General features: G+C 72.4%; 19 protein-coding genes. 6 read left to right on the top strand and 13 right to left on the bottom strand.

Translation table 11 applies throughout. The features are described 5' to 3' along the window. Positions 1 to 11: 11 nt before the first annotated feature. The gene (locus ACLF3M_RS06170; protein WP_430655988.1) at positions 12 to 1,463 is read right to left on the bottom strand and encodes an AMP nucleosidase; all 1,452 of its coding nucleotides are present in this window, start codon (positions 1,461 to 1,463) and stop codon (positions 12 to 14) included. A gap of 108 nt (positions 1,464 to 1,571) precedes the next feature. Between ACLF3M_RS06170 and ACLF3M_RS06165 the strand changes: the two genes are divergently transcribed. Continuing rightward, positions 1,572 to 2,549: a Bug family tripartite tricarboxylate transporter substrate binding protein gene (locus ACLF3M_RS06165; RefSeq protein WP_430655987.1), complete on the top strand. Its 978-nt coding sequence runs from the start codon at positions 1,572 to 1,574 to the stop codon at positions 2,547 to 2,549. 39 nt (positions 2,550 to 2,588) lie between these two features. Here ACLF3M_RS06165 and ACLF3M_RS06160 read toward each other — a convergent pair whose 3' ends face one another. The 3 genes from ACLF3M_RS06160 to ACLF3M_RS06150 form a co-directional block, all read right to left on the bottom strand. After that, a complete protein-coding gene (locus ACLF3M_RS06160; protein ID WP_430655986.1) occupies positions 2,589 to 3,185 on the bottom strand; it encodes a CHRD domain-containing protein in 597 nt (198 codons plus the stop codon). A 171-nt stretch (positions 3,186 to 3,356) separates the two neighbouring features. Further along, a complete protein-coding gene (gene dps, locus ACLF3M_RS06155) occupies positions 3,357 to 3,836 on the bottom strand; it encodes a DNA starvation/stationary phase protection protein Dps (protein ID WP_430655985.1) in 480 nt (159 codons plus the stop codon). Positions 3,837 to 3,897: 61 nt separating this feature from the next. Continuing rightward, positions 3,898 to 5,505, bottom strand: coding sequence for an MFS transporter (locus tag ACLF3M_RS06150; protein WP_430655984.1), 1,608 nt, complete (start codon positions 5,503 to 5,505; stop codon positions 3,898 to 3,900). Positions 5,506 to 5,592: 87 nt separating this feature from the next. On the opposite strand from ACLF3M_RS06150, the gene ACLF3M_RS06145 reads away from it, so the two are divergent. Further along, positions 5,593 to 5,931, top strand: a complete 339-nt coding sequence (locus tag ACLF3M_RS06145; protein ID WP_430655983.1) for an Mpo1-like protein — start codon at positions 5,593 to 5,595, stop codon at positions 5,929 to 5,931. A 9-nt stretch (positions 5,932 to 5,940) separates the two neighbouring features. Here the strand turns inward: ACLF3M_RS06145 and ACLF3M_RS06140 are convergent, their stop codons facing one another. Further along, the gene (locus ACLF3M_RS06140) at positions 5,941 to 6,240 is read right to left on the bottom strand and encodes a GNAT family N-acetyltransferase (protein ID WP_430655982.1); all 300 of its coding nucleotides are present in this window, start codon (positions 6,238 to 6,240) and stop codon (positions 5,941 to 5,943) included. Between the two features lie 123 nt (positions 6,241 to 6,363). Here ACLF3M_RS06140 and ACLF3M_RS06135 point away from each other — a divergent pair, with 123 nt between their 5' ends. After that, positions 6,364 to 6,678 carry a DMT family transporter gene (locus tag ACLF3M_RS06135; protein WP_430655981.1) on the top strand — a complete coding sequence of 105 codons (315 nt, stop codon included), beginning with the start codon at positions 6,364 to 6,366 and terminating at the stop codon, positions 6,676 to 6,678. Next, the gene (locus ACLF3M_RS06130) at positions 6,675 to 7,370 is read left to right on the top strand and encodes an MlaA family lipoprotein (protein ID WP_430655980.1); all 696 of its coding nucleotides are present in this window, start codon (positions 6,675 to 6,677) and stop codon (positions 7,368 to 7,370) included. Before ACLF3M_RS06135 ends, ACLF3M_RS06130 begins: the two co-directional genes overlap by 4 nt. 10 nt (positions 7,371 to 7,380) lie before the next feature. Here the strand turns inward: ACLF3M_RS06130 and ACLF3M_RS06125 are convergent, their stop codons facing one another. The 6 genes from ACLF3M_RS06125 to ACLF3M_RS06100 form a co-directional block, all read right to left on the bottom strand. Beyond that, on the bottom strand, positions 7,381 to 7,830 hold the full coding sequence (locus ACLF3M_RS06125) for a DoxX family protein (RefSeq protein ID WP_430655979.1): 450 nt from the start codon (positions 7,828 to 7,830) through the stop codon (positions 7,381 to 7,383). 5 nt (positions 7,831 to 7,835) lie between these two features. Further along, positions 7,836 to 8,273: a DoxX family protein gene (locus tag ACLF3M_RS06120; RefSeq protein WP_430655977.1), complete on the bottom strand. Its 438-nt coding sequence runs from the start codon at positions 8,271 to 8,273 to the stop codon at positions 7,836 to 7,838. A 149-nt stretch (positions 8,274 to 8,422) separates the two neighbouring features. After that, a complete protein-coding gene (locus ACLF3M_RS06115; protein ID WP_430655976.1) occupies positions 8,423 to 8,860 on the bottom strand; it encodes a MarR family winged helix-turn-helix transcriptional regulator in 438 nt (145 codons plus the stop codon). Between the two features lie 19 nt (positions 8,861 to 8,879). Beyond that, positions 8,880 to 9,113 (bottom strand): hypothetical protein, encoded by a 234-nt coding sequence (locus tag ACLF3M_RS06110; RefSeq protein ID WP_430655975.1) that lies wholly within the window; start codon positions 9,111 to 9,113, stop codon positions 8,880 to 8,882. 3 nt (positions 9,114 to 9,116) lie between these two features. Continuing rightward, positions 9,117 to 10,310 carry a Gfo/Idh/MocA family protein gene (locus ACLF3M_RS06105; RefSeq protein WP_430655974.1) on the bottom strand — a complete coding sequence of 398 codons (1,194 nt, stop codon included), beginning with the start codon at positions 10,308 to 10,310 and terminating at the stop codon, positions 9,117 to 9,119. Next, positions 10,307 to 11,263: a PDR/VanB family oxidoreductase gene (locus ACLF3M_RS06100; protein WP_430655973.1), complete on the bottom strand. Its 957-nt coding sequence runs from the start codon at positions 11,261 to 11,263 to the stop codon at positions 10,307 to 10,309. The genes ACLF3M_RS06105 and ACLF3M_RS06100 overlap by 4 nt, the downstream gene beginning before the upstream one ends. Before the next feature lie 90 nt (positions 11,264 to 11,353). Here ACLF3M_RS06100 and ACLF3M_RS06095 point away from each other — a divergent pair, with 90 nt between their 5' ends. Further along, positions 11,354 to 12,673: a Rieske 2Fe-2S domain-containing protein gene (locus ACLF3M_RS06095; RefSeq protein ID WP_430655972.1), complete on the top strand. Its 1,320-nt coding sequence runs from the start codon at positions 11,354 to 11,356 to the stop codon at positions 12,671 to 12,673. Between the two features lie 2 nt (positions 12,674 to 12,675). Further along, positions 12,676 to 13,668 carry a PhnD/SsuA/transferrin family substrate-binding protein gene (locus tag ACLF3M_RS06090; protein WP_430655971.1) on the top strand — a complete coding sequence of 331 codons (993 nt, stop codon included), beginning with the start codon at positions 12,676 to 12,678 and terminating at the stop codon, positions 13,666 to 13,668. A 27-nt stretch (positions 13,669 to 13,695) separates the two neighbouring features. Here the strand turns inward: ACLF3M_RS06090 and ACLF3M_RS06085 are convergent, their stop codons facing one another. Together ACLF3M_RS06085 and ACLF3M_RS06080 are read right to left on the bottom strand one after the other, a co-directional pair. Further along, positions 13,696 to 14,661 (bottom strand): hypothetical protein, encoded by a 966-nt coding sequence (locus ACLF3M_RS06085; protein ID WP_430655970.1) that lies wholly within the window; start codon positions 14,659 to 14,661, stop codon positions 13,696 to 13,698. A 245-nt stretch (positions 14,662 to 14,906) separates the two neighbouring features. Further along, a complete protein-coding gene (locus ACLF3M_RS06080) occupies positions 14,907 to 15,782 on the bottom strand; it encodes a hypothetical protein (RefSeq protein WP_430655969.1) in 876 nt (291 codons plus the stop codon). Positions 15,783 to 15,833 lie beyond the last annotated feature (51 nt).

Here is a 15,833-nt window from a genome sequence, read left to right as displayed (position 1 = left end):
TCCGTCCGGTTCTACCGGAAGGGCGGCTCGTCGAAGCTGCGCAGTTTCCTCGAATGCAGCGCGGCGAGTTCGCCGCGCAGGATCTCGATCGCCTCGAGCCCGATCATCAGGTGCTGCGCCACCGCCCGGCCGTAGAAGGCGCTGGCGGCGCCCGGCAGCTTGATCTCGCCGTGCAGCGGGCGGTCGGAGACGCATAGCAGCGTCCCGTAGGGCACGCGGAAGCGGTAGCCCTGCGCGGCGAGCGTGCCGGATTCCATGTCCACCGCGATCGCGCGGGAGAGGTTGATGGCACGGCGCTCGCGCGACCAGCGCAGCTCCCAGTTGCGGTCGTCATAGGTCACCACGGTGCCGGTGCGCAGCCGCCGCTTCAACGCCTCGCCGCGCTCGCCCGTGACGCGCGCCGCCGCTTCCTGCAGCGCGACCTGCACCTCGGCGAGTGCCGGGATGGGGATGTCGGGCGGCACCAGCGCGTCGAGGATGCGGTCGCGGCGGAGATAGCCATGCGCGAGCACGTAGTCGCCGATCGCCTGGCTGCCGCGCAGCCCCGCGCAGTGGCCGACCATCAGCCAGCAATGCGGGCGGAGCACCGCTAGGTGGTCGGTGATGTTCTTCGCATTCGAAGGACCGACCCCGATGTTGACCAGCGTCACCCCGCCCGCGCCGTCCGCGCGCGTCAGGTGGTAGGCCGGCATCTGGTAGCGGTGCCACGGCGACGACGCGGCCAGCGCATCGGCGCGGTCGGTCTCGCCGCGGCCGATCATCACGTTCCCCGGCAGCACCATGCCCGACCAGGGCGAGCCCTCCCGCGACAGCTGCGACACGCCCCACTGGATGAACTGGTCGACATAGCGGTGGTAGTTGGTCAGGAGGATGAAGGGCTGCACCGCGCGCCAGTCCGTGCCGGTGTAATGCACGAGACGGCGCAGCGAATAGTCCACGCGCAACCCGTCGAAGAGCGAGAGCGGCAGCGGCTCCCCGGGCATGGCGCGCCATTCGTTGTCCGCGACCTCGTCGCCGACCTCGGTCAGCAGCGGCGTCGGGAAGTGGCGCGCGAGCATCTGCGCGGTGCCGTCGCCGGCCTCCGGCGCATGGTCCAGCACATAGGGGTACGGGATCTCCTGCTGGCCGGTGCCGACCTCGACCGTCGCGCCGAATTCCGTCATTAGCGGGCGCAGCTGTTCCAGCAGATACGGACGGAAGGCGGCGGGCTGCGTGATGGTGCCGGCATAGCTTCCCGGCGCCTGGAACTTCGCCCAGGCGCGGCGCGTGCGCGGCCAGCCCGCATCGGGCATGGCGTAGTGCAGCCGCAGGAGCGGGTAGCGGAACAGCGCGCGTTCCGCCGCATCGGGCGGCGGGCCGCCGGCCAGCACGCGATCCAGCGCGCCGCGCAGCGCGGCGGTGGCCGCGTCGTGCAGCGCCTCGAGCCGGTCCACGGCGTCCTCTGGCGTGGCGCAGGGCTGCATGGTCGTGTCCCTCCCTGCGGGATGAGGTAGGCCAGGCCGGCGGCGATGTCATTCCCGCTTCCCGCCCGGGCCGGAAGGACGGCAGCATGGCGGGACGGAGGAACGACCATGACACGCCCTGCCATCGCGCGCCGCGCGCTGCTCGCTTTGCCGCTCGCGGCACCCGGACTGGCGCCGCTGGCGGCGCCCGCGCTGGCGCAGGACCGCCCGCTGCGCGTCGTGATCCCCTTCCCGCCGGGCGGGACCTCCGATCTGGTGGCGCGGCTGGTGCAGCCCGAGGTGCAGCGCCTGCTCGGCCAGGCGATGGTGGTGGACAATCGCGGAGGGGCCGCGGGGAACCTCGGGGCCGACAATGTCGCGAAGTCGCCGCCGGACGGCACGACGCTGCTGCTGACCGACCCCGGCATCCTGACGACGAGCCCGAGCCTGTTCTCCCGCCTGACCTACGACCCCGCGCGCGACCTCGATCCCGTGACGATGCTGATCTACGCGCCCTACATCCTGGCGGTGCACCCGTCCGTGCCGGCGCGGAACGGCGCGGAACTGGCCGCCTACGTGAAAGCCAATCCGGGGAAGGTGAACTTCGCGCATTCCGGCGTTGGCGCGCTCAACCACCTGACCGCGCTGGTCGTGGTGCAGCACTGGGGCGGCGAGGTGACGGAGGTGTTCTATCGCGGCGGCATGCTGGGCATCCAGGCGGCGGTCGCGAATGAGAGCCAGATGGTGGTGAACGGCGCGACGGCGACGCTGCCCTTCGTGAAGGAAGGCCAGCTGCGCGCCATCGCCGTGACGGGACCGCGGCGCCTGGCGGACCTGCCCGATGTGCCGACCTTCGCGGAGCTCGGCTGGCCGGCGGCGGAGGCCGGGATCTGGCAGGGCCTGCTCGCGCCCGCGCGCACCGCGCCGGCGACGGTCGAGCGCCAGTACCGGGCCTTCGAGGCCGCGCTGGGGGCCATACGCGGGCGCCTGGCGGAGCTCGGGGCGGAGGTGCGCGCCGAGGGGCCGGACAGCTTCCGCCGCTGGCTGGCGGCGGAGACGGCATCCTGGGGCGCGGTGATCCGGGCGCGGGGCATCAGGCTGGATTGACTTGCCCCCGCTGCCGCGCCCGGCCAGGCGCGTCGCGCGTCAGAGGAACCAGCTGCCGGTCTGGGCGAAGTTGGCCTGGACCACCGCGGCGATCGTGTTCCAATCCACCGGGGCCGCGCCATCATCGAGCGATGCGCCGACCCATTGCCCGCGGATCTCGCCGGCGGGGAAGGTGGTGGTGTGCGTGTTGAAGTAGAGCGGCAGGTCGTCGCCCGACGCCGCCGCATTCAGCGCATCGGCAAAGGCGGTGATGGACTTGCCCGCGGGATCGGCGGGGTCCCATGCGCCGCTGATAATCCAGGCGCCGTCGGGGCCCTGGGTGACATCCATCGTCTCGAGCCGGACGACGCTGAGGTCGTCATTGTCCTGCGCGGGCGTGATCTGCCCGAAGATGACCGGGCCCGCGACGCCGCGCGCGGCCTCGTGGACGTGCATGTTGGTGACGTCGTCGGCCGTAATCGCGGTGTCCGCGGGCAGGCCGCGCACCGGCCCGAAATCGAGGCCGCGGACGACGATCTCGTAGCTTGCGGTGCTGGTTTCAGGATCCCAGTGAACGATGCCGGCGCCGCTCGCCGGGCTGCCGTTCGGGGGCGTCTCCTGACTGCCCGTCATCGCGATGGTGAAGAGGGTGGCCATGGCTTGTCCTCCGCGGCCGCGGCGGGCGCGGCGCGCGGCACGCAACCACCTCCGCGTCGCGGAAGACAAGCAGCGAGGTTTGTTGAACCCTCAACAGGATGCGCGTCGCGCGCGGGAGAGGAAGACGCCGGCGTCTTTATCCCTGCGCGGTGGAGAGCGCTGCGCGGAGCCTCAGCGGTCGCCCTGCAGATGCGCCTCCAGCATCCACAGCGCCTTGTCCGTGTTCTTGCTGACCCCGGTCAGGATGTCGGCGGTGTCCGCATCCCCCGCCTCGTCCGTCGCGTCGATGCCCTCGCGCAGCGCCTTCGCGACCGTGGCGTAGCGGTCCGCCAGCTCCTTCACATGCCCCATGCCGTCCTTCAGCGCCGTCGGATAGGGCGCGAGCCGCGTGCCCTGCGCGACCGTCTGGCTGGTGCCGTTCGCGGTGCCGCCGAGCTGGACGATGCGCTCGGCCAGCAGGTCGATGTCCTCGGCGAGCGTTGTGTAGAATCCCTCGAACAGCAGGTGCAGCGAACCGAAGCTCGGCCCCTTCACGTTCCAGTGCGCCTGACGGGTCGCATTGTAGAGATCCACCCCGTCCGTCAGGCAGCCCTGCAGCACGCCGATCGAGGTCTTCTTCGCGTTGTCCGCGAGGTCGTTGCGCGTGGCCATCCCGTCCGCTCCTGCAAGGCTCCGGCCGCGAACGTCGGCGGCCGGGATGCGTTGCAGCGCATCAACGCAACATGTCCGGCATGACGTTGAGGTAGCGCACGGCCTCCGGCGGGCCTTCGGCGCGATGCAGCGAGGCGGCGCGCGCGAGGATCAAGCGGTCGAATTCCGTCAGCCGCTCCGCCTCGCGCAGATGCTCGGTCCAGCTCTCGACCAGCCAGAGCTCCACCCAGCGCTCGGGATGCGCGACGTCCTCGTACAGCCGCCAGCCCTGCGCGCCGCTGCGCTGGCGCACGCGCCGGCATTCCGCCATCGCGCGCAGGAAGGCCTCTCGGTCCTCCGGCGCGACGTGGTAGCGCACGACTTCCAGCACGCGATGATCGTCGGCAGCGAGCAGCGAGGCGAGCGAGGGATCCGCGGGCTCCGGCTTCGTCTCCGCGGCGGGCGTGGCGGGCGCGGCCGGCGCGGCGCCGGCGTCGATCCGGAGCGAGCGCGTCGCGACGCCGCCGACCGCGCAGGCCAGGCCCGCCAGCGAGAGGGCGAGCGGCAGTCCCAGCGCGTCGCCCGCCCAGCCGCCCAGCGCCGATCCTCCGGCGAGCCCCCCGAAGGTCGCGAGCTGGTAGATCCCGATCGAGCGCGCCCGCACCCAGGCCGGCGAGGCCAGCTGCGCCGAGGCCTGCAGCGTGGAGGCCCCCGACAGCCAGGCCACGCCATAGGCGAGCATCGCGAGCAGCGCCATCGACCAGTGCTTCGCGTTGCCGAGCGCGACCAGCGCCACGCCGCCCAGCAGGCAGGCCGCGGTGACGGTGGCGTTGCGGTCCAGCCGGCCGCGCAGCTGCGGCAGCACGAAGCCCGCGCCGACCGCGCCCACCCCCATCGCGCCGAGCAGCAGCCCGAACCATTCGGGCCCGAGGCGCAACTGTTCGCGCACCAGCAGCGGCAGCAGGCCCCAGATCGCCGCGCCGAAGCCGAAGAAGACGATGCCGCGCACCAGGCAGGCCCGCAGCACCGGCGAGGCGCGGACGAAGCCGACGCCCGCGCGCATCGCCGACAGGAAATGCTCCTTCGGGAGGCTGCGCGGCGGCTCGGTCCGCCTCCACGCGACCAGCGCGAAGATCGCGACGATGAAGGCGACCGCGTTCAGCGCGAAATTCACCTGCGGGCCGAGCGCGGCGACGACGAAGCCGCCCAGTGCCGGGCCGATCGCGCGGGTGATGTTGAAGCCGATGCCGTTCAGCACGATGGCCTGGGTCAGGTCGGCGCGCGGCACCGTCTCCGGCGTCGTCGCGGCCCAGGCCGGGGAGTTGATCGCGGTGCCCGCGCCGATCGCAAAGGTCAGCACCAGCAGTCCCCAGGGCCCGATCGCGCCCGTGAAGGTGAGCACCGCGAGCAGCGCGCCCGCGGCCGCGATCCAGGCCTGGCCCGCGATGAGATAGAGCCGCCGGTCCACGATGTCGGCGATCGCGCCCGCCGGCAGCGCCAGCAGGAAGACCGGCAGCAGCGCGGCCACCTGCACCATCGAGACCATCAGCGGCGAGGGCGCAAGTGAGGTCATCAGCCAACCCGCCCCGGTGTTCTGCATCCACATCCCCGTATTGGCGACGAGATTGGCGAACCAGAGCAGCCGGAATGCCGGGTGGCGCAGCGGCAGCAGGGCAGAGGGGAGGCGCATCGCCCCGGACGATGCGGGCTTCCCACGCCGGGCGAAAGCACAAAGCTTCGCTGGCGGGAACGCTCCGGACAGAGTTACAATCCGGCCATGGCCTCCCGATCCACGGGCTTCGCGAGCTATGGGGAGTTCTGGCCGCACTACCTGCGCCAGCATGCAAACCCGATGACCCGGCGCGTGCATGCCGTGGGCACGGTGACGGGGCTGCTGATCGCGGCCTTCGCGCTGCTGTTCGGCGATCCCGCCTGGCTGCTGCTCGCGCTCCTCGTCGGCTACGGCCTGGCCTGGGCGTCGCACCTGCTGGTGGAAGGCAACCGCCCCGCCACCTTCGGCCACCCCCTGTGGTCGCTGGCGTCGGACCTCCGGATGGCCTGGCTGATGCTCACCGGGCGGCTCGGGCCGGAGCTGGAGCGCGCCGGGCTGCGCTGACGCAACCGGTCAGCCGCGCGGCTCGACCACGTCGCGGTAGTCGGGATGGCGCTTCACATACGCATTGACGAAGCTGCATTCGGACGCGGCGCGCCGGCCCTGCGCCCGCAGCAGATCGAGCACGCCGCGCGCGAGGCGCGACCCGACGCCCTGCCCATTGAGCGCCTCCGGCACCTCGGTGTGCGTCAGCACGAGCGTGGCGCCGTCGCGGCGGTATTCGACGAAGGCGACTTCGTCGCCGACCGGCATCTCGAAGCGGTGGCCGGTGGCGTTGTCGGTCACGGCGTGGGCGCCGTCGATGGCTTGCATGCCGGCGAGAGCGAGCAAGGCGGCGCCGCGGTTCCGGTGGCGTCGCGCGATGGTGAGCCCGGCGCCGGTGCTTGCCTTGCCCCGCCCGGCCGCTTCACATCGCCCGGATGCGGGAGAGCATGCATGGCCTGGGCGATGCTGGTGGTGGCGGGGCTGCTCGAGATCGGCTGGGCGATCGGGCTGAAGCTCTCCGGCGGCTTCTCGAAGCTCTGGCCGAGCGTTGCCACGATCTCGGTCATGGCCGGCAGCATCTTCCTGCTGGGCCTGGCGCTGAAGACGCTGCCGGTCGGCACGGCCTATGCGGTCTGGACCGGGATCGGCGCGCTCGGCACGGCCGCGGTCGGCATGGCCTTCCTCGGCGAGCCCGTGACGGCCGGTCGGATCGCGGGGATCGCCCTGATCGCGGGCGGAATAGCGGTGCTGAAATCCGCGGGATGATCGGCTACAAGCGCACGATGCGACGCCTGGTCCTGGCCCTCGCTGCGGTCCTGATGCCTGGCATCGCCCAGGCCGCGCCCGATCCGCTGGAGGGCGTGAACCGTCGCGTCCACGCCTTCAATACCCTGGCGCAGGGCTACGCGCTCGGCCCGCTCGCGGAGTTCTGGCGCGCGCAGGTGCCGGAGCCCGCGCGGCAGGGCATCGGCAACGCCGTCGGCAATCTCGGAGAGCCGCTGACCGCGGCCTCGGCGCTCGTCGCCGGCGACACCGACCTTGCCTGGCGCGCCGTGCGGCGCTTCGGCATCAACACGACGCTGGGCTGGGCGGGCTGGCGCGACGCGGCGGCCGAACGCGGGCTCGAGCCCCAGGCGATGACGCCCGGCGAGGCGGCCTGCGTGCTCGGCGTACCGCCAGGTCCCTACCTGGTGCTGCCGCTGCTCGGGCCCACCACGCTGCGCGACGCGCTGGCAGGGTTCGCGACGAGCGCCCTGATCGCGCAGGGCCTCGGCGCGACGCCGGTCGCGGCCTGGCAGGGCGGCGACGCCTTCGTCGCCTATGACCGGCTGCATGACGAGCTGACGCGCCTGCAGGCCCGCTCGCTCGATCCCTATGCGGTGATCCGCAGCGCGCAGGGGCAGCGCCGCGCACAGCGCTGCCCCGCCGACCGCGTCGCGGAGGAAGAGGAGGAGTAGCCCTCGGCCGTCAATCCGCCGTGTCGGCCGCCATCGCGCCTTGCGGTGCCTGGCGGTCCTTGCGGACGATCATGGCGTCCAGGCTGATCGGCCCGGGCCCGGCGAAGAAGACCATCAGGAAGACGAAGCAGTAGGCGATCACCACGCTGCCGCCATTGACATAGGGCATGGCGTCGCGCGGAAAGTTCCAGAACCAGTAGATGACCGCGAGCTGCCCGGCGCAGATGAAGGCGGCGGGCCGGCTCAGCAGGCCGAGCACCAACAGGATCCCGCCGGTGAGCTCGATGCAGCCGGCGAACCAGGGTGGGCTCCATGGCTCCGGCATGCCGCCGCGGCTGACGGGAAAGCCGAGCAGCTTGGACGTGCCGTGCTGGAGGTAGAGCAGCCCCACCACGATGCGCATCAGGCTGAGCATGATGCGCTCGCCGGCGAGCGGCGCATCGGCAAGGAGCTTCGCCATGCCGGTCACTCCGCCGCGGCCGGTTGCGCATCCATCCCATCCTTCCGTCCGAAGATCAGGCGGTCGAGGCTGATCGGACCCGGGCCCATGAAGAACAGCAGCAGGAAGGTGAAGCAGTACACCACCACGAGCGTGCCGCCATTCACCGCGGGATAGATGCCGCGCGGCCAGTGCGCGATCCAGAAGGCGCAGGCGACCTCGCCGGCGGCGATGAAGGCGGCCGGGCGCGCGAGCAGCCCGAGCACCAGCAGGATGCCGCAGGTCATCTCGATCGTGCCGGCGAACCAGTACAGGCTGAGGAACTCGGGCGGACGCGCGGTGGTCGGCGGGAACTGGAAGTGCTTCTGCATCCCGTGCTGGAGGTAGCAGAGCCCGACGACGATGCGCGTGATGCTGAGCATGTAGTCGCGGCCCGGCAGCGGCCGCAGCAGCGGATGATCCATGGTGTCCTTCCCCTCCGCGCGGCGCGCCGGCTTGGCCGGTCGTCATCCGCCCTGGCAAGCTTCCCCGCGGCCGTGCCGGGCGACAAGGCGCGGAACGCGGTTGTTGCAATCCGTCACGGAACCGCCGGACAGGCGCGGCGGAGGCGTCGTCAGCCGAGCCCGGCGCGGGCGCGGCGCAGCAGGGCGATCAGCGTCGCCGCGTCCTCCGGCGCAAGGCCGCGCGTGGCCTCGGCGATCACCGCGCGGGCTTGCGGCAGCAGCGTCTCGCGCAGCGCGCGGCCGGCCGGCGTCAGGCTGACATGGACCTTGCGCCGGTCGGTCGCGCTGCGGGTGCGGGTGATCCAGCCCGCTTCCTCCATGCCGCGCAGCGCGATCACCGCGGTCGGTTCCTGCATGCCGATCCGCGCGGCGAGCTCGCGCTGGGTCAGCCCGTCCTCCTCCCACAGCACGCGCAGGAAGTACCAGGCGCCGGGGGCGACGCCATGCGGCGCGAGCCGCGCAGCCAGGGCGCGCTGCATCAGCCGGTTCAGGTCGCGGACCTGGAAGCCGAGCGATTCCTCGAGCGGAAGCGGCGGCGTGCGCCTCATCTGCGACCGGGCACCCGATTCAGACCTCCGGTGCTTGCGGCGTGCCGCCGCTGCCCCCTTCGGTCATCGACTGCCGTGGCCGGTTCGCCGCCGCGGCGACCGTCGCGACGAAATCCTGCTCCGCCGCAGCGGCCGAGGCGTAGCGCGGCGCCGTCGTGACATAGGGCTGCTCGGCCTCGGCCGGCATGTGGATCGCGAGGTAGAAGAGCCCGGTGGCGGCATCGCGGCGCGCCTCGATGCGGAGGGTCGGCATCGGTCAGTCCCTGAACCCGGCCTGGTGGTGCAGCGCGACCTCGCGCCCGCTGCGCGTGGATTCCAGCAGGGCGAGGCAGGCCTCGAGCGTGGCCATCGCCCAGGCCCCGTCATGGCGCGGCGGGACGCCCTGCAGCGCGGCGTCGCAGAGCTCGTCCAGTACCTCGCCACGCGGCACGGCCGGCAGCGGGGTGCGTTCCAGCCGCAGCCCGGTGTCGTCGTGGATCTCGACGCCGTCCGGCGTCAGGCGGAGATCCGCGTGCTCGCACTGGATGAGCACGAAGCCGAAGTGATGGTGATGGTCCGGTGGCTCGGCGCGCGGCAGGCCGGGCGGCTGGCCGGCGCCGCCGTAGCCGCGCGCGACGCGCGCCGCGATCTCCTCGGCCGGCGTCATGCTGGCAAGCCGGCCGCGCGCCGCACCCGGCCAGGACGGCGGCTTGTTCTGTCCGGTTTCGCCGATCCAGTCCATCAGCGCGTCGGAATCGTAGCGGCCATGGCCGGAATAGGTGGCGGTCGCGGCCGCGCCGTCGGCGAAGGTGGCGACCGCGGTGTAGGCGCCAGGCGTCGGCCGCGCCGCATCCAGCGCGAAGGCCTGCCCGCGGATGGCGGCCAGCAGCCCGCCGCCGAGCACGCGGATCACGTCGAGCTGGTGCGTCGCCTGGATGTGCACGACGCCGCCGCCGAGAGCGGGGTCGAACTCCTCCGGCCGGCGCGGGCGCCAGAGGAAGTCGGTGAAGTTGAGCGCATGGATCAGCCGCGGCGCGCCGAACAGGCCGCGCGCGATCAGCCGCCGTGCATGCCGCACTGGCCCGTCCTGGCCGTGGCTGTGGCCGACCATCAGCACCGTCCCGGCGCGCCGCGCGGCCTCGATCATCGCCTCGCATTCCGCGAGCGTGACGGCCATCGGCTTCTCGACCATGACGTGCCTTGCCGCGCGCGCGGCAAGGATCGCCTGCGCGGCATGGAACTGCTGCGGCGTGGCGAGATAGATCGCCTCGGCCTCGGGGTCGTCGCAGAGCGCCTCGACGCTGTCGTAGGCGCGGCTGCCCGGGAAGTCGTTGAGGAATTGCTTGCGCGCCTCTGGCCTGGGATCGGCGCAGGCGACGAGCTCGACGCGCGGATGATGCGCGAGCGTCGGCAGCATCAGCATGAAGCCGCGGCCGAGGCCGGCCACGCCGAGACGGAGGCGACGCGTCATGGATCGAGCACCAGTTCCCCACATCCCGCGGCGGCGCGGGACACGCAGGGCATGATGAAGCCTGCCTTCTCGTGCTCCATCAGCACGAGATCGCGATGCTCCGCGACTCCCGAAACGAGCGGGGTGCGGCAGGTGCCGCAGGTGCCGGTCTCGCAGGAGGAGGCGATGGCGTGGCCGGCTGCGCGCAGCGCGTCCAGGATGGTGGTGCCGGCCGGCACCTCCAGGATCTCGCCGGACCGGGCGAGCCTGACGCGGAACGCCGCGTCTTCGGCCCGCGGCTTCGCGGCCGAGCCGAAATCCTCGAAATGAACGGCCGAGCCCGGCCAGTGCCCCGTCATGTCGCGCACCGCCTGCATCAGCCCGCGCGGCCCGCAGCAATGCACATGGCGGCCCTTCGGCTGCTCCAGCACGGGCCAGAGGTCGAAGGCCTGGTCGGGATCGCCGCCGTCATGGTGGATCACGACCTTCGATCCGAAGGCGCGCAGCTCCTCGCGGAACGCCGTGTGGCCGGGCGACTGCGTGAGGTACCAGAGCTTCCAGGGCGCCCCGCCCATGCCCTCGATCTCGGCGATCATCGCCATGATGGGCGTGATGCCGATGCCGCCGGCGATGAAGACGCGCGAGACCGGGCTGCCCTTCAGCGCGAAGTCGTTGCGCGGCTCGGTGCAGGGCAGGGTATCGCCTTCCTTCACGGTGTCGCAGAGCGCCACCGATCCCCCGGCGCCGCCGGCTTCGCGCTTCACGGCGATGGAGTAAGCGCCGGTATCCAGCGGGTCCGAGCAGAGGGAGTAGCGCCGCACCAGGCCGTTCGGCGTCCTGACCTTGAGGTGCGCGCCGCCGGTGAACTCCGGCAGCGCCGCGCCGTCCGGCGAGACGAGGTCGAAGCGGTGGATGTCGGTCGCGATGCGCGCGGCACGCGCGACGCGCAGCGGCGTGAAGATGTCCTCGGCCAAGACGCCTCCCGAACCCTTGCCAAGCCATTGGGCGGCGGCATACTTAGGCTCCTAAGTATTTCCCCGCAAGCGCCGGGAGGATCCCCGTCCATGCTCACCCAGGCCGAGAACGAGCTGCTCTGCCGCGTCGAGGGCGACGCGCCGATGGGCCGCTTCATGCGCGCGCATTGGCTCCCCGTGTGCCTGTCGGAGGAAGTGGAGGAGCCCGAGGGCAAGCCGGTGCGCGTGCGCATCCTGGGCGAGGACCTCGTGGCCTACCGCGACGCCGAGGGCCGCGTCGGCCTGGTCGGCGAATTCTGCCCGCATCGCAAGGCGAGCCTGGTTTACGGCCGCAATGAGGAAGGCGGGCTGCGCTGCCTCTATCACGGCTGGAAGGTGGACGCGGACGGCAACGTCCTGGAGATGCCGTCCGAGCCGCCCGAGGCCTGCGCGGCGGCCAGGTTCCGCCACCCCGCTTATCCCACCGCCGAGGCCGGCGGCTTCGTCTGGGCCTGGATGGGCGACCGCACCGCGATGCCGGACTTCGAGCCGCCACCCTTCGCGCCGACGCCGCAGACGCGCGTCTCGATCGGCACCGCGCGGGTGGAGTGCAACTGGGCGCAGGTCGTGGAAGGCCAGATCGACAGCGCGCATTCCTCGTCGCTGCATTCGTCCGACATGGTGCCGGCCCGCGTCGGGCGGGCGAGTGCGAATGCCAAGACCTGGACGCGGCCTTCCACCGACAAGGCGCCGCGGCTGCAGGCGCAGCTGACGAGCTACGGCTTCCGCTATGCCGCGATCCGCCGTCCGATCCAGAACGCCGCGACGCATGACTACATCCGCATCACGACTTTCGTCGCGCCGCTGATCAGCCTGATCCCGCCCAATGCCAGCTACAACGTCGCGCAGGTCACGATCCCGATCGACGACACCGCCTGCATGTTCCACTTCATCGCCTGGGGCGACGGGCCGGACGTGCCGTCCACGGAGACCTGGCGGAAGTTCCTCGCGCTGGTGCCCGGCGTCGACGTGGATCCCGGGCGCGGCTGGCGGCGGCTGCGGACGCGCGACAACGACTACCTGCAGGACCGCGCGCTGATGAAGGCCGGCAACTTCACCGGCATCAGGGGCATCCCCGCGCAGGACATGGCGATGTGGGAGAGCATGGGGAAGATCGCCGACCGCACCGGCGAGCGGCTCGGCGCGTCCGACGTCGCAATCGTGCAGTGGCGCCGCCTGATGATCGAGGCGGCGAAGGCGCATGCGGAGGGTGCGGGCACGCTCGGCCGCGGGGAGCGGCGCGTGCCGCTGAAGGATATCGCGAGCTTCGAGGGCGTGGTGCCGAAGACGTTCGACTGGCGGACGCTGGGGACGACGGAGCTGGAGCGGAGCCTCTTCGTCGGCGCGCCGCCCGCGCAGGCCGCGGAGTAGGCATGTCGGACCTCTCCCTCTCCATCGCCATCGGCCCCTATGACCGCATGATGCCGCTCGTCCGCGGCGAGGTGCGGATGGACGCGGTGGACCCGCACTTCATGCTGCTGGAGCCGGAGGAGATCTTTTTCCGCGCCATGCGGCACGAGGCCTTCGACATCTGCGAACTCTCGCTCTCTTCCTACGCGCTGCGCGTCGCGCGCGGCGACAGCCCCTATGTCGCGATCCCCGTCTTCCCCTCGCGCGCCTTCCGCCACACCTGCATCGTGGTGCGCGACGACCGCGGCATCCGCACGCCGGCGGATCTGCGGGGCAAGCGGATCGGCATGCCGGAGTACCAGCTCACCGCGAATGTCTGGGCGCGCGCGATCCTCGAGGAGGAATACGGCGTCCAGCAGCGCGACATCATCTGGGTCCGCGGCGGCTACGAGACGCCGGGCCGGATCGAGAAGCTGCCGGTCACCCTGCCGGATGGCGTGCGCGTCGAGAACGCGCCGGAGGGCAGGACCATCTCCGGCATGCTGGCCGCGGGCGAGCTCGACGGCGTTATGGGCCCGCGCGCGCCCTCCTGCTTCGAGCGCGGCGATCCCGCGATACGCTGGCTCTTCGACGATCCGACGGCGGAGGCGCAGGCCTGGTTCCGCAAGACCCGCATCTTCCCCGTGATGCACGTCCTCGGCATCCGCAAGAGCCTGGTGGAACAGCATCCCTGGCTCGCGATGGCGGTCATGAAGGCCTTCGAGAGGTCGAAGGCGATCGCGCTCGATCGCCTGACCGACACCTCCGCCACCAAGGTCACGCTGCCCTTCGTCGAGGAGAGCCTGCGCCGCGCCCGGCAGCTGATGGGCGAGGATTTCTTCAGCTACGGCTTGGCGCCGAACCGCCACGTCTTCGAGTATTTCCTGCGCCACCACCATGCGCAGGGGCTGTCGGACCGCGTCCTCGCGCCCGAGGCGCTGTTCCACGCCTCGACGCTCGAGAGCCACAAGGTCTGACGCGCCGCCCCGCGGGGCGACGCCAGGTCAGGACGGCCGGCGATTGGTCGGCGCGGCGGCGGTCCGGTGCGGCGGCGCGGCGGTCACGGCCGGACGATTCGGCGCGCGCTGCGGGCGCGCGGCAGCTTGGCGGTTCGCCTGGCGGCTGGTCTGTTGCGGGGCACGGCGATCCCGCGCCGGCGCGGCAGAAGCCACGCGCGCGCCGGAGCGCGCCGTGGACGTCTCGGTGCGGCCGACCGCGGTCGCCACCGCCGCGTCTGCCGCGGCCGCCGCGGGGATTTCGGCGACGGGCGCCGGTGCGGCCGGCCCCGGGCTTGGCGCGGCTTCGGCAATCTGCACGACCGGCGCGGGAGCCTGGACGTCCGGTCCGGGCAAGGCCGGCGGCGCGGCGGCCAGCAGGGCCGGCGGCGCGGCGGGCGGCGCGAGAAGGCGCTCGACCAGTAGCGAGGTGGCAGCCGCACGGCCCATCCGGACCTGCTCGTCGACGGCGACCCAGGCGACCTGGCCCGGCTGGGCCGGCATCGCGGCGGAGGCGGTCACCATCCGCGCGCCACCCTCGAACACCGACAGGCGCACCGGGTGCGCCATGTCGCCGGCCTCGATGAGGTAACGTCCGGGCTGCACGATCTCCGCCACGCCACGAATGGTGGCGACCTGCATCATGGCCCCGGCCTCGTCCAGGATCACGGCCATGGTCCCGCGACCGAGGATCATCCGGGTCGCTCCCTCGGCGCTGATGAGGTCGAGGTTGCTGCCGGGGTCCAGGGCGAGGGCGGCGCCGGGGAGGGTCGCGGTCGCGCGTCCATCCGCGCCGGTCCGCACCGCGCTTCCGGCTGCCAGTGTCGAGCCTGGCTCCGCGGCGATCCAGATCTGCGACACGCGCGAATGGACGCTGCCTTCGACCGACTGCAACCGGACCGCAAGCGATTCCTGGGCCTGTGCCGCCGATACGCCGGCGAGAAGCAAAAGCGGCATCAAGCGCTTGGCCAGCATGTCTGATCCCCCGATCCAACTGCTGGGGGCGATTCAACACACGTAACCGTGATTGTCCACAATTTTCTTGATTTATCGGGTTGTGTCCTCTGGTGGATTCGCGTGCAGGCCGTGTGCCGCACCACCGCGTCACGACCACCTGCCGTTGCAACGGTCCAGTCAGCCAGCCCAGCTTGCCTGATGTCGCTGTGTTCGTTGAAATACAAGGAACTGCGACGTGTTCTTGCAGTGGTCGGCGGCCGTCCTCAGCGCCCGGTGATCCCGCCGCCACCGCCCCGCGACGGCAACACCGTCATCAGTGCCGGCGGGAAGTGCGGGCCCTGCGAAGGATGGGCCGGTGGCGGCGCCGGCCGGGCCGGCGGCACCGGTGGCAGGTGCGGTCGCACCGGCCGCCCCGCCCAACCGCCCAGGACAGGGTAGGCATAGGAGTAGGGCACCGTTTCCTCGATCACCACGACCGTCGGCGGGGCGGGGGGCGGCACGGGGGCGGGCGCGGGCAGGGGGATCGCCGTCTGGGGCGGCGCCGTGGCCTGGCGCGGCGTCTCGCCGGCGACCCAGGCCAGCAACGCCGGCACGCCCTCGGCCGGCGCCATCCGCGCCAGGCCCTGCGGCGGCACGAAGCCGGCCTGGCCGGGCTCGAGCGGCAGCGTCCCGGCCTCGGTCGCCAGCCGCGCCTTGCCGGCGACCACCACCAGGCGCGTGGGCTGGCCGGCATCGCCGGCTTCCAGCAGGAACCGGCCCGGGCCGTCGAATTCCGCGATGCCGCGGGGCGTCGCCGCGGCCAGCGGGCCGGCCCCGCGCAGCAGCGCCGCCATCGTCCCGCGCGCGAGCGCCAGCGGGGGACCGCCTGGCGGGCCGTCGGGTGGCAGGATCGCGACCTCGCTCTCCTCCTCCAGCGCGAGCAGCGCGCCGCCAAGGACCAGGACCGCGCGCGCTCCGGCGCCGGTGCGCAGCGTGCTGCCCGGCACAAGGGCGCTGCCGGACGCGGCCGGCGCGAAGCGGCCCTCCGCCGGCGCGAGCAAGGTGACGCCGCCGAAGGCTGCGGCGAGCCTCGCCGCGGGCTGCGCCAGCGCCGGGTTCGCCAGCAGCAGCGCCAGCAGGATCAGTCCCGTCGCGCGCATCGGTGCCTCCTCCGCGGTGGCGCCGCGGAGCATAGCACGGAAGCGCGGCGC

The sequence above is a fragment of the Falsiroseomonas sp. HW251 genome, from assembly GCF_050563545.1.
Lineage (GTDB): Bacteria > Pseudomonadota > Alphaproteobacteria > Acetobacterales > Acetobacteraceae > Falsiroseomonas.
Note: the sequence above shows the minus strand (reverse complement) of the source record. Positions and strands in the feature narration are given on the sequence as shown.

What these genes read in the sequence shown, in the direction of transcription:
- dps (WP_430655985.1), bottom strand. Translation starts at nt 3,836, where the DNA reads ATGGCCACGCGCAACGACCTCGCGGACAACGCGAAGAAGACCTCGATC.
- ACLF3M_RS06080 (WP_430655969.1), bottom strand. Translation starts at nt 15,782, where the DNA reads ATGCGCGCGACGGGACTGATCCTGCTGGCGCTGCTGCTGGCGAACCCG.
- ACLF3M_RS06140 (WP_430655982.1), bottom strand. Translation starts at nt 6,240, where the DNA reads ATGCAAGCCATCGACGGCGCCCACGCCGTGACCGACAACGCCACCGGC.
- ACLF3M_RS06135 (WP_430655981.1), top strand. Translation starts at nt 6,364, where the DNA reads ATGGCCTGGGCGATGCTGGTGGTGGCGGGGCTGCTCGAGATCGGCTGG.
- ACLF3M_RS06125 (WP_430655979.1), bottom strand. Translation starts at nt 7,830, where the DNA reads ATGGCGAAGCTCCTTGCCGATGCGCCGCTCGCCGGCGAGCGCATCATG.
- ACLF3M_RS06165 (WP_430655987.1), top strand. Translation starts at nt 1,572, where the DNA reads ATGACACGCCCTGCCATCGCGCGCCGCGCGCTGCTCGCTTTGCCGCTC.
- ACLF3M_RS06090 (WP_430655971.1), top strand. Translation starts at nt 12,676, where the DNA reads ATGTCGGACCTCTCCCTCTCCATCGCCATCGGCCCCTATGACCGCATG.
- ACLF3M_RS06110 (WP_430655975.1), bottom strand. Translation starts at nt 9,113, where the DNA reads ATGCCGACCCTCCGCATCGAGGCGCGCCGCGATGCCGCCACCGGGCTC.
- ACLF3M_RS06115 (WP_430655976.1), bottom strand. Translation starts at nt 8,860, where the DNA reads ATGAGGCGCACGCCGCCGCTTCCGCTCGAGGAATCGCTCGGCTTCCAG.
- ACLF3M_RS06170 (WP_430655988.1), bottom strand. Translation starts at nt 1,463, where the DNA reads ATGCAGCCCTGCGCCACGCCAGAGGACGCCGTGGACCGGCTCGAGGCG.
- ACLF3M_RS06105 (WP_430655974.1), bottom strand. Translation starts at nt 10,310, where the DNA reads ATGACGCGTCGCCTCCGTCTCGGCGTGGCCGGCCTCGGCCGCGGCTTC.
- ACLF3M_RS06145 (WP_430655983.1), top strand. Translation starts at nt 5,593, where the DNA reads ATGGCCTCCCGATCCACGGGCTTCGCGAGCTATGGGGAGTTCTGGCCG.
- ACLF3M_RS06120 (WP_430655977.1), bottom strand. Translation starts at nt 8,273, where the DNA reads ATGGATCATCCGCTGCTGCGGCCGCTGCCGGGCCGCGACTACATGCTC.
- ACLF3M_RS06150 (WP_430655984.1), bottom strand. Translation starts at nt 5,505, where the DNA reads ATGCGCCTCCCCTCTGCCCTGCTGCCGCTGCGCCACCCGGCATTCCGG.
- ACLF3M_RS06130 (WP_430655980.1), top strand. Translation starts at nt 6,675, where the DNA reads ATGATCGGCTACAAGCGCACGATGCGACGCCTGGTCCTGGCCCTCGCT.
- ACLF3M_RS06085 (WP_430655970.1), bottom strand. Translation starts at nt 14,661, where the DNA reads ATGCTGGCCAAGCGCTTGATGCCGCTTTTGCTTCTCGCCGGCGTATCG.
- ACLF3M_RS06095 (WP_430655972.1), top strand. Translation starts at nt 11,354, where the DNA reads ATGCTCACCCAGGCCGAGAACGAGCTGCTCTGCCGCGTCGAGGGCGAC.
- ACLF3M_RS06160 (WP_430655986.1), bottom strand. Translation starts at nt 3,185, where the DNA reads ATGGCCACCCTCTTCACCATCGCGATGACGGGCAGTCAGGAGACGCCC.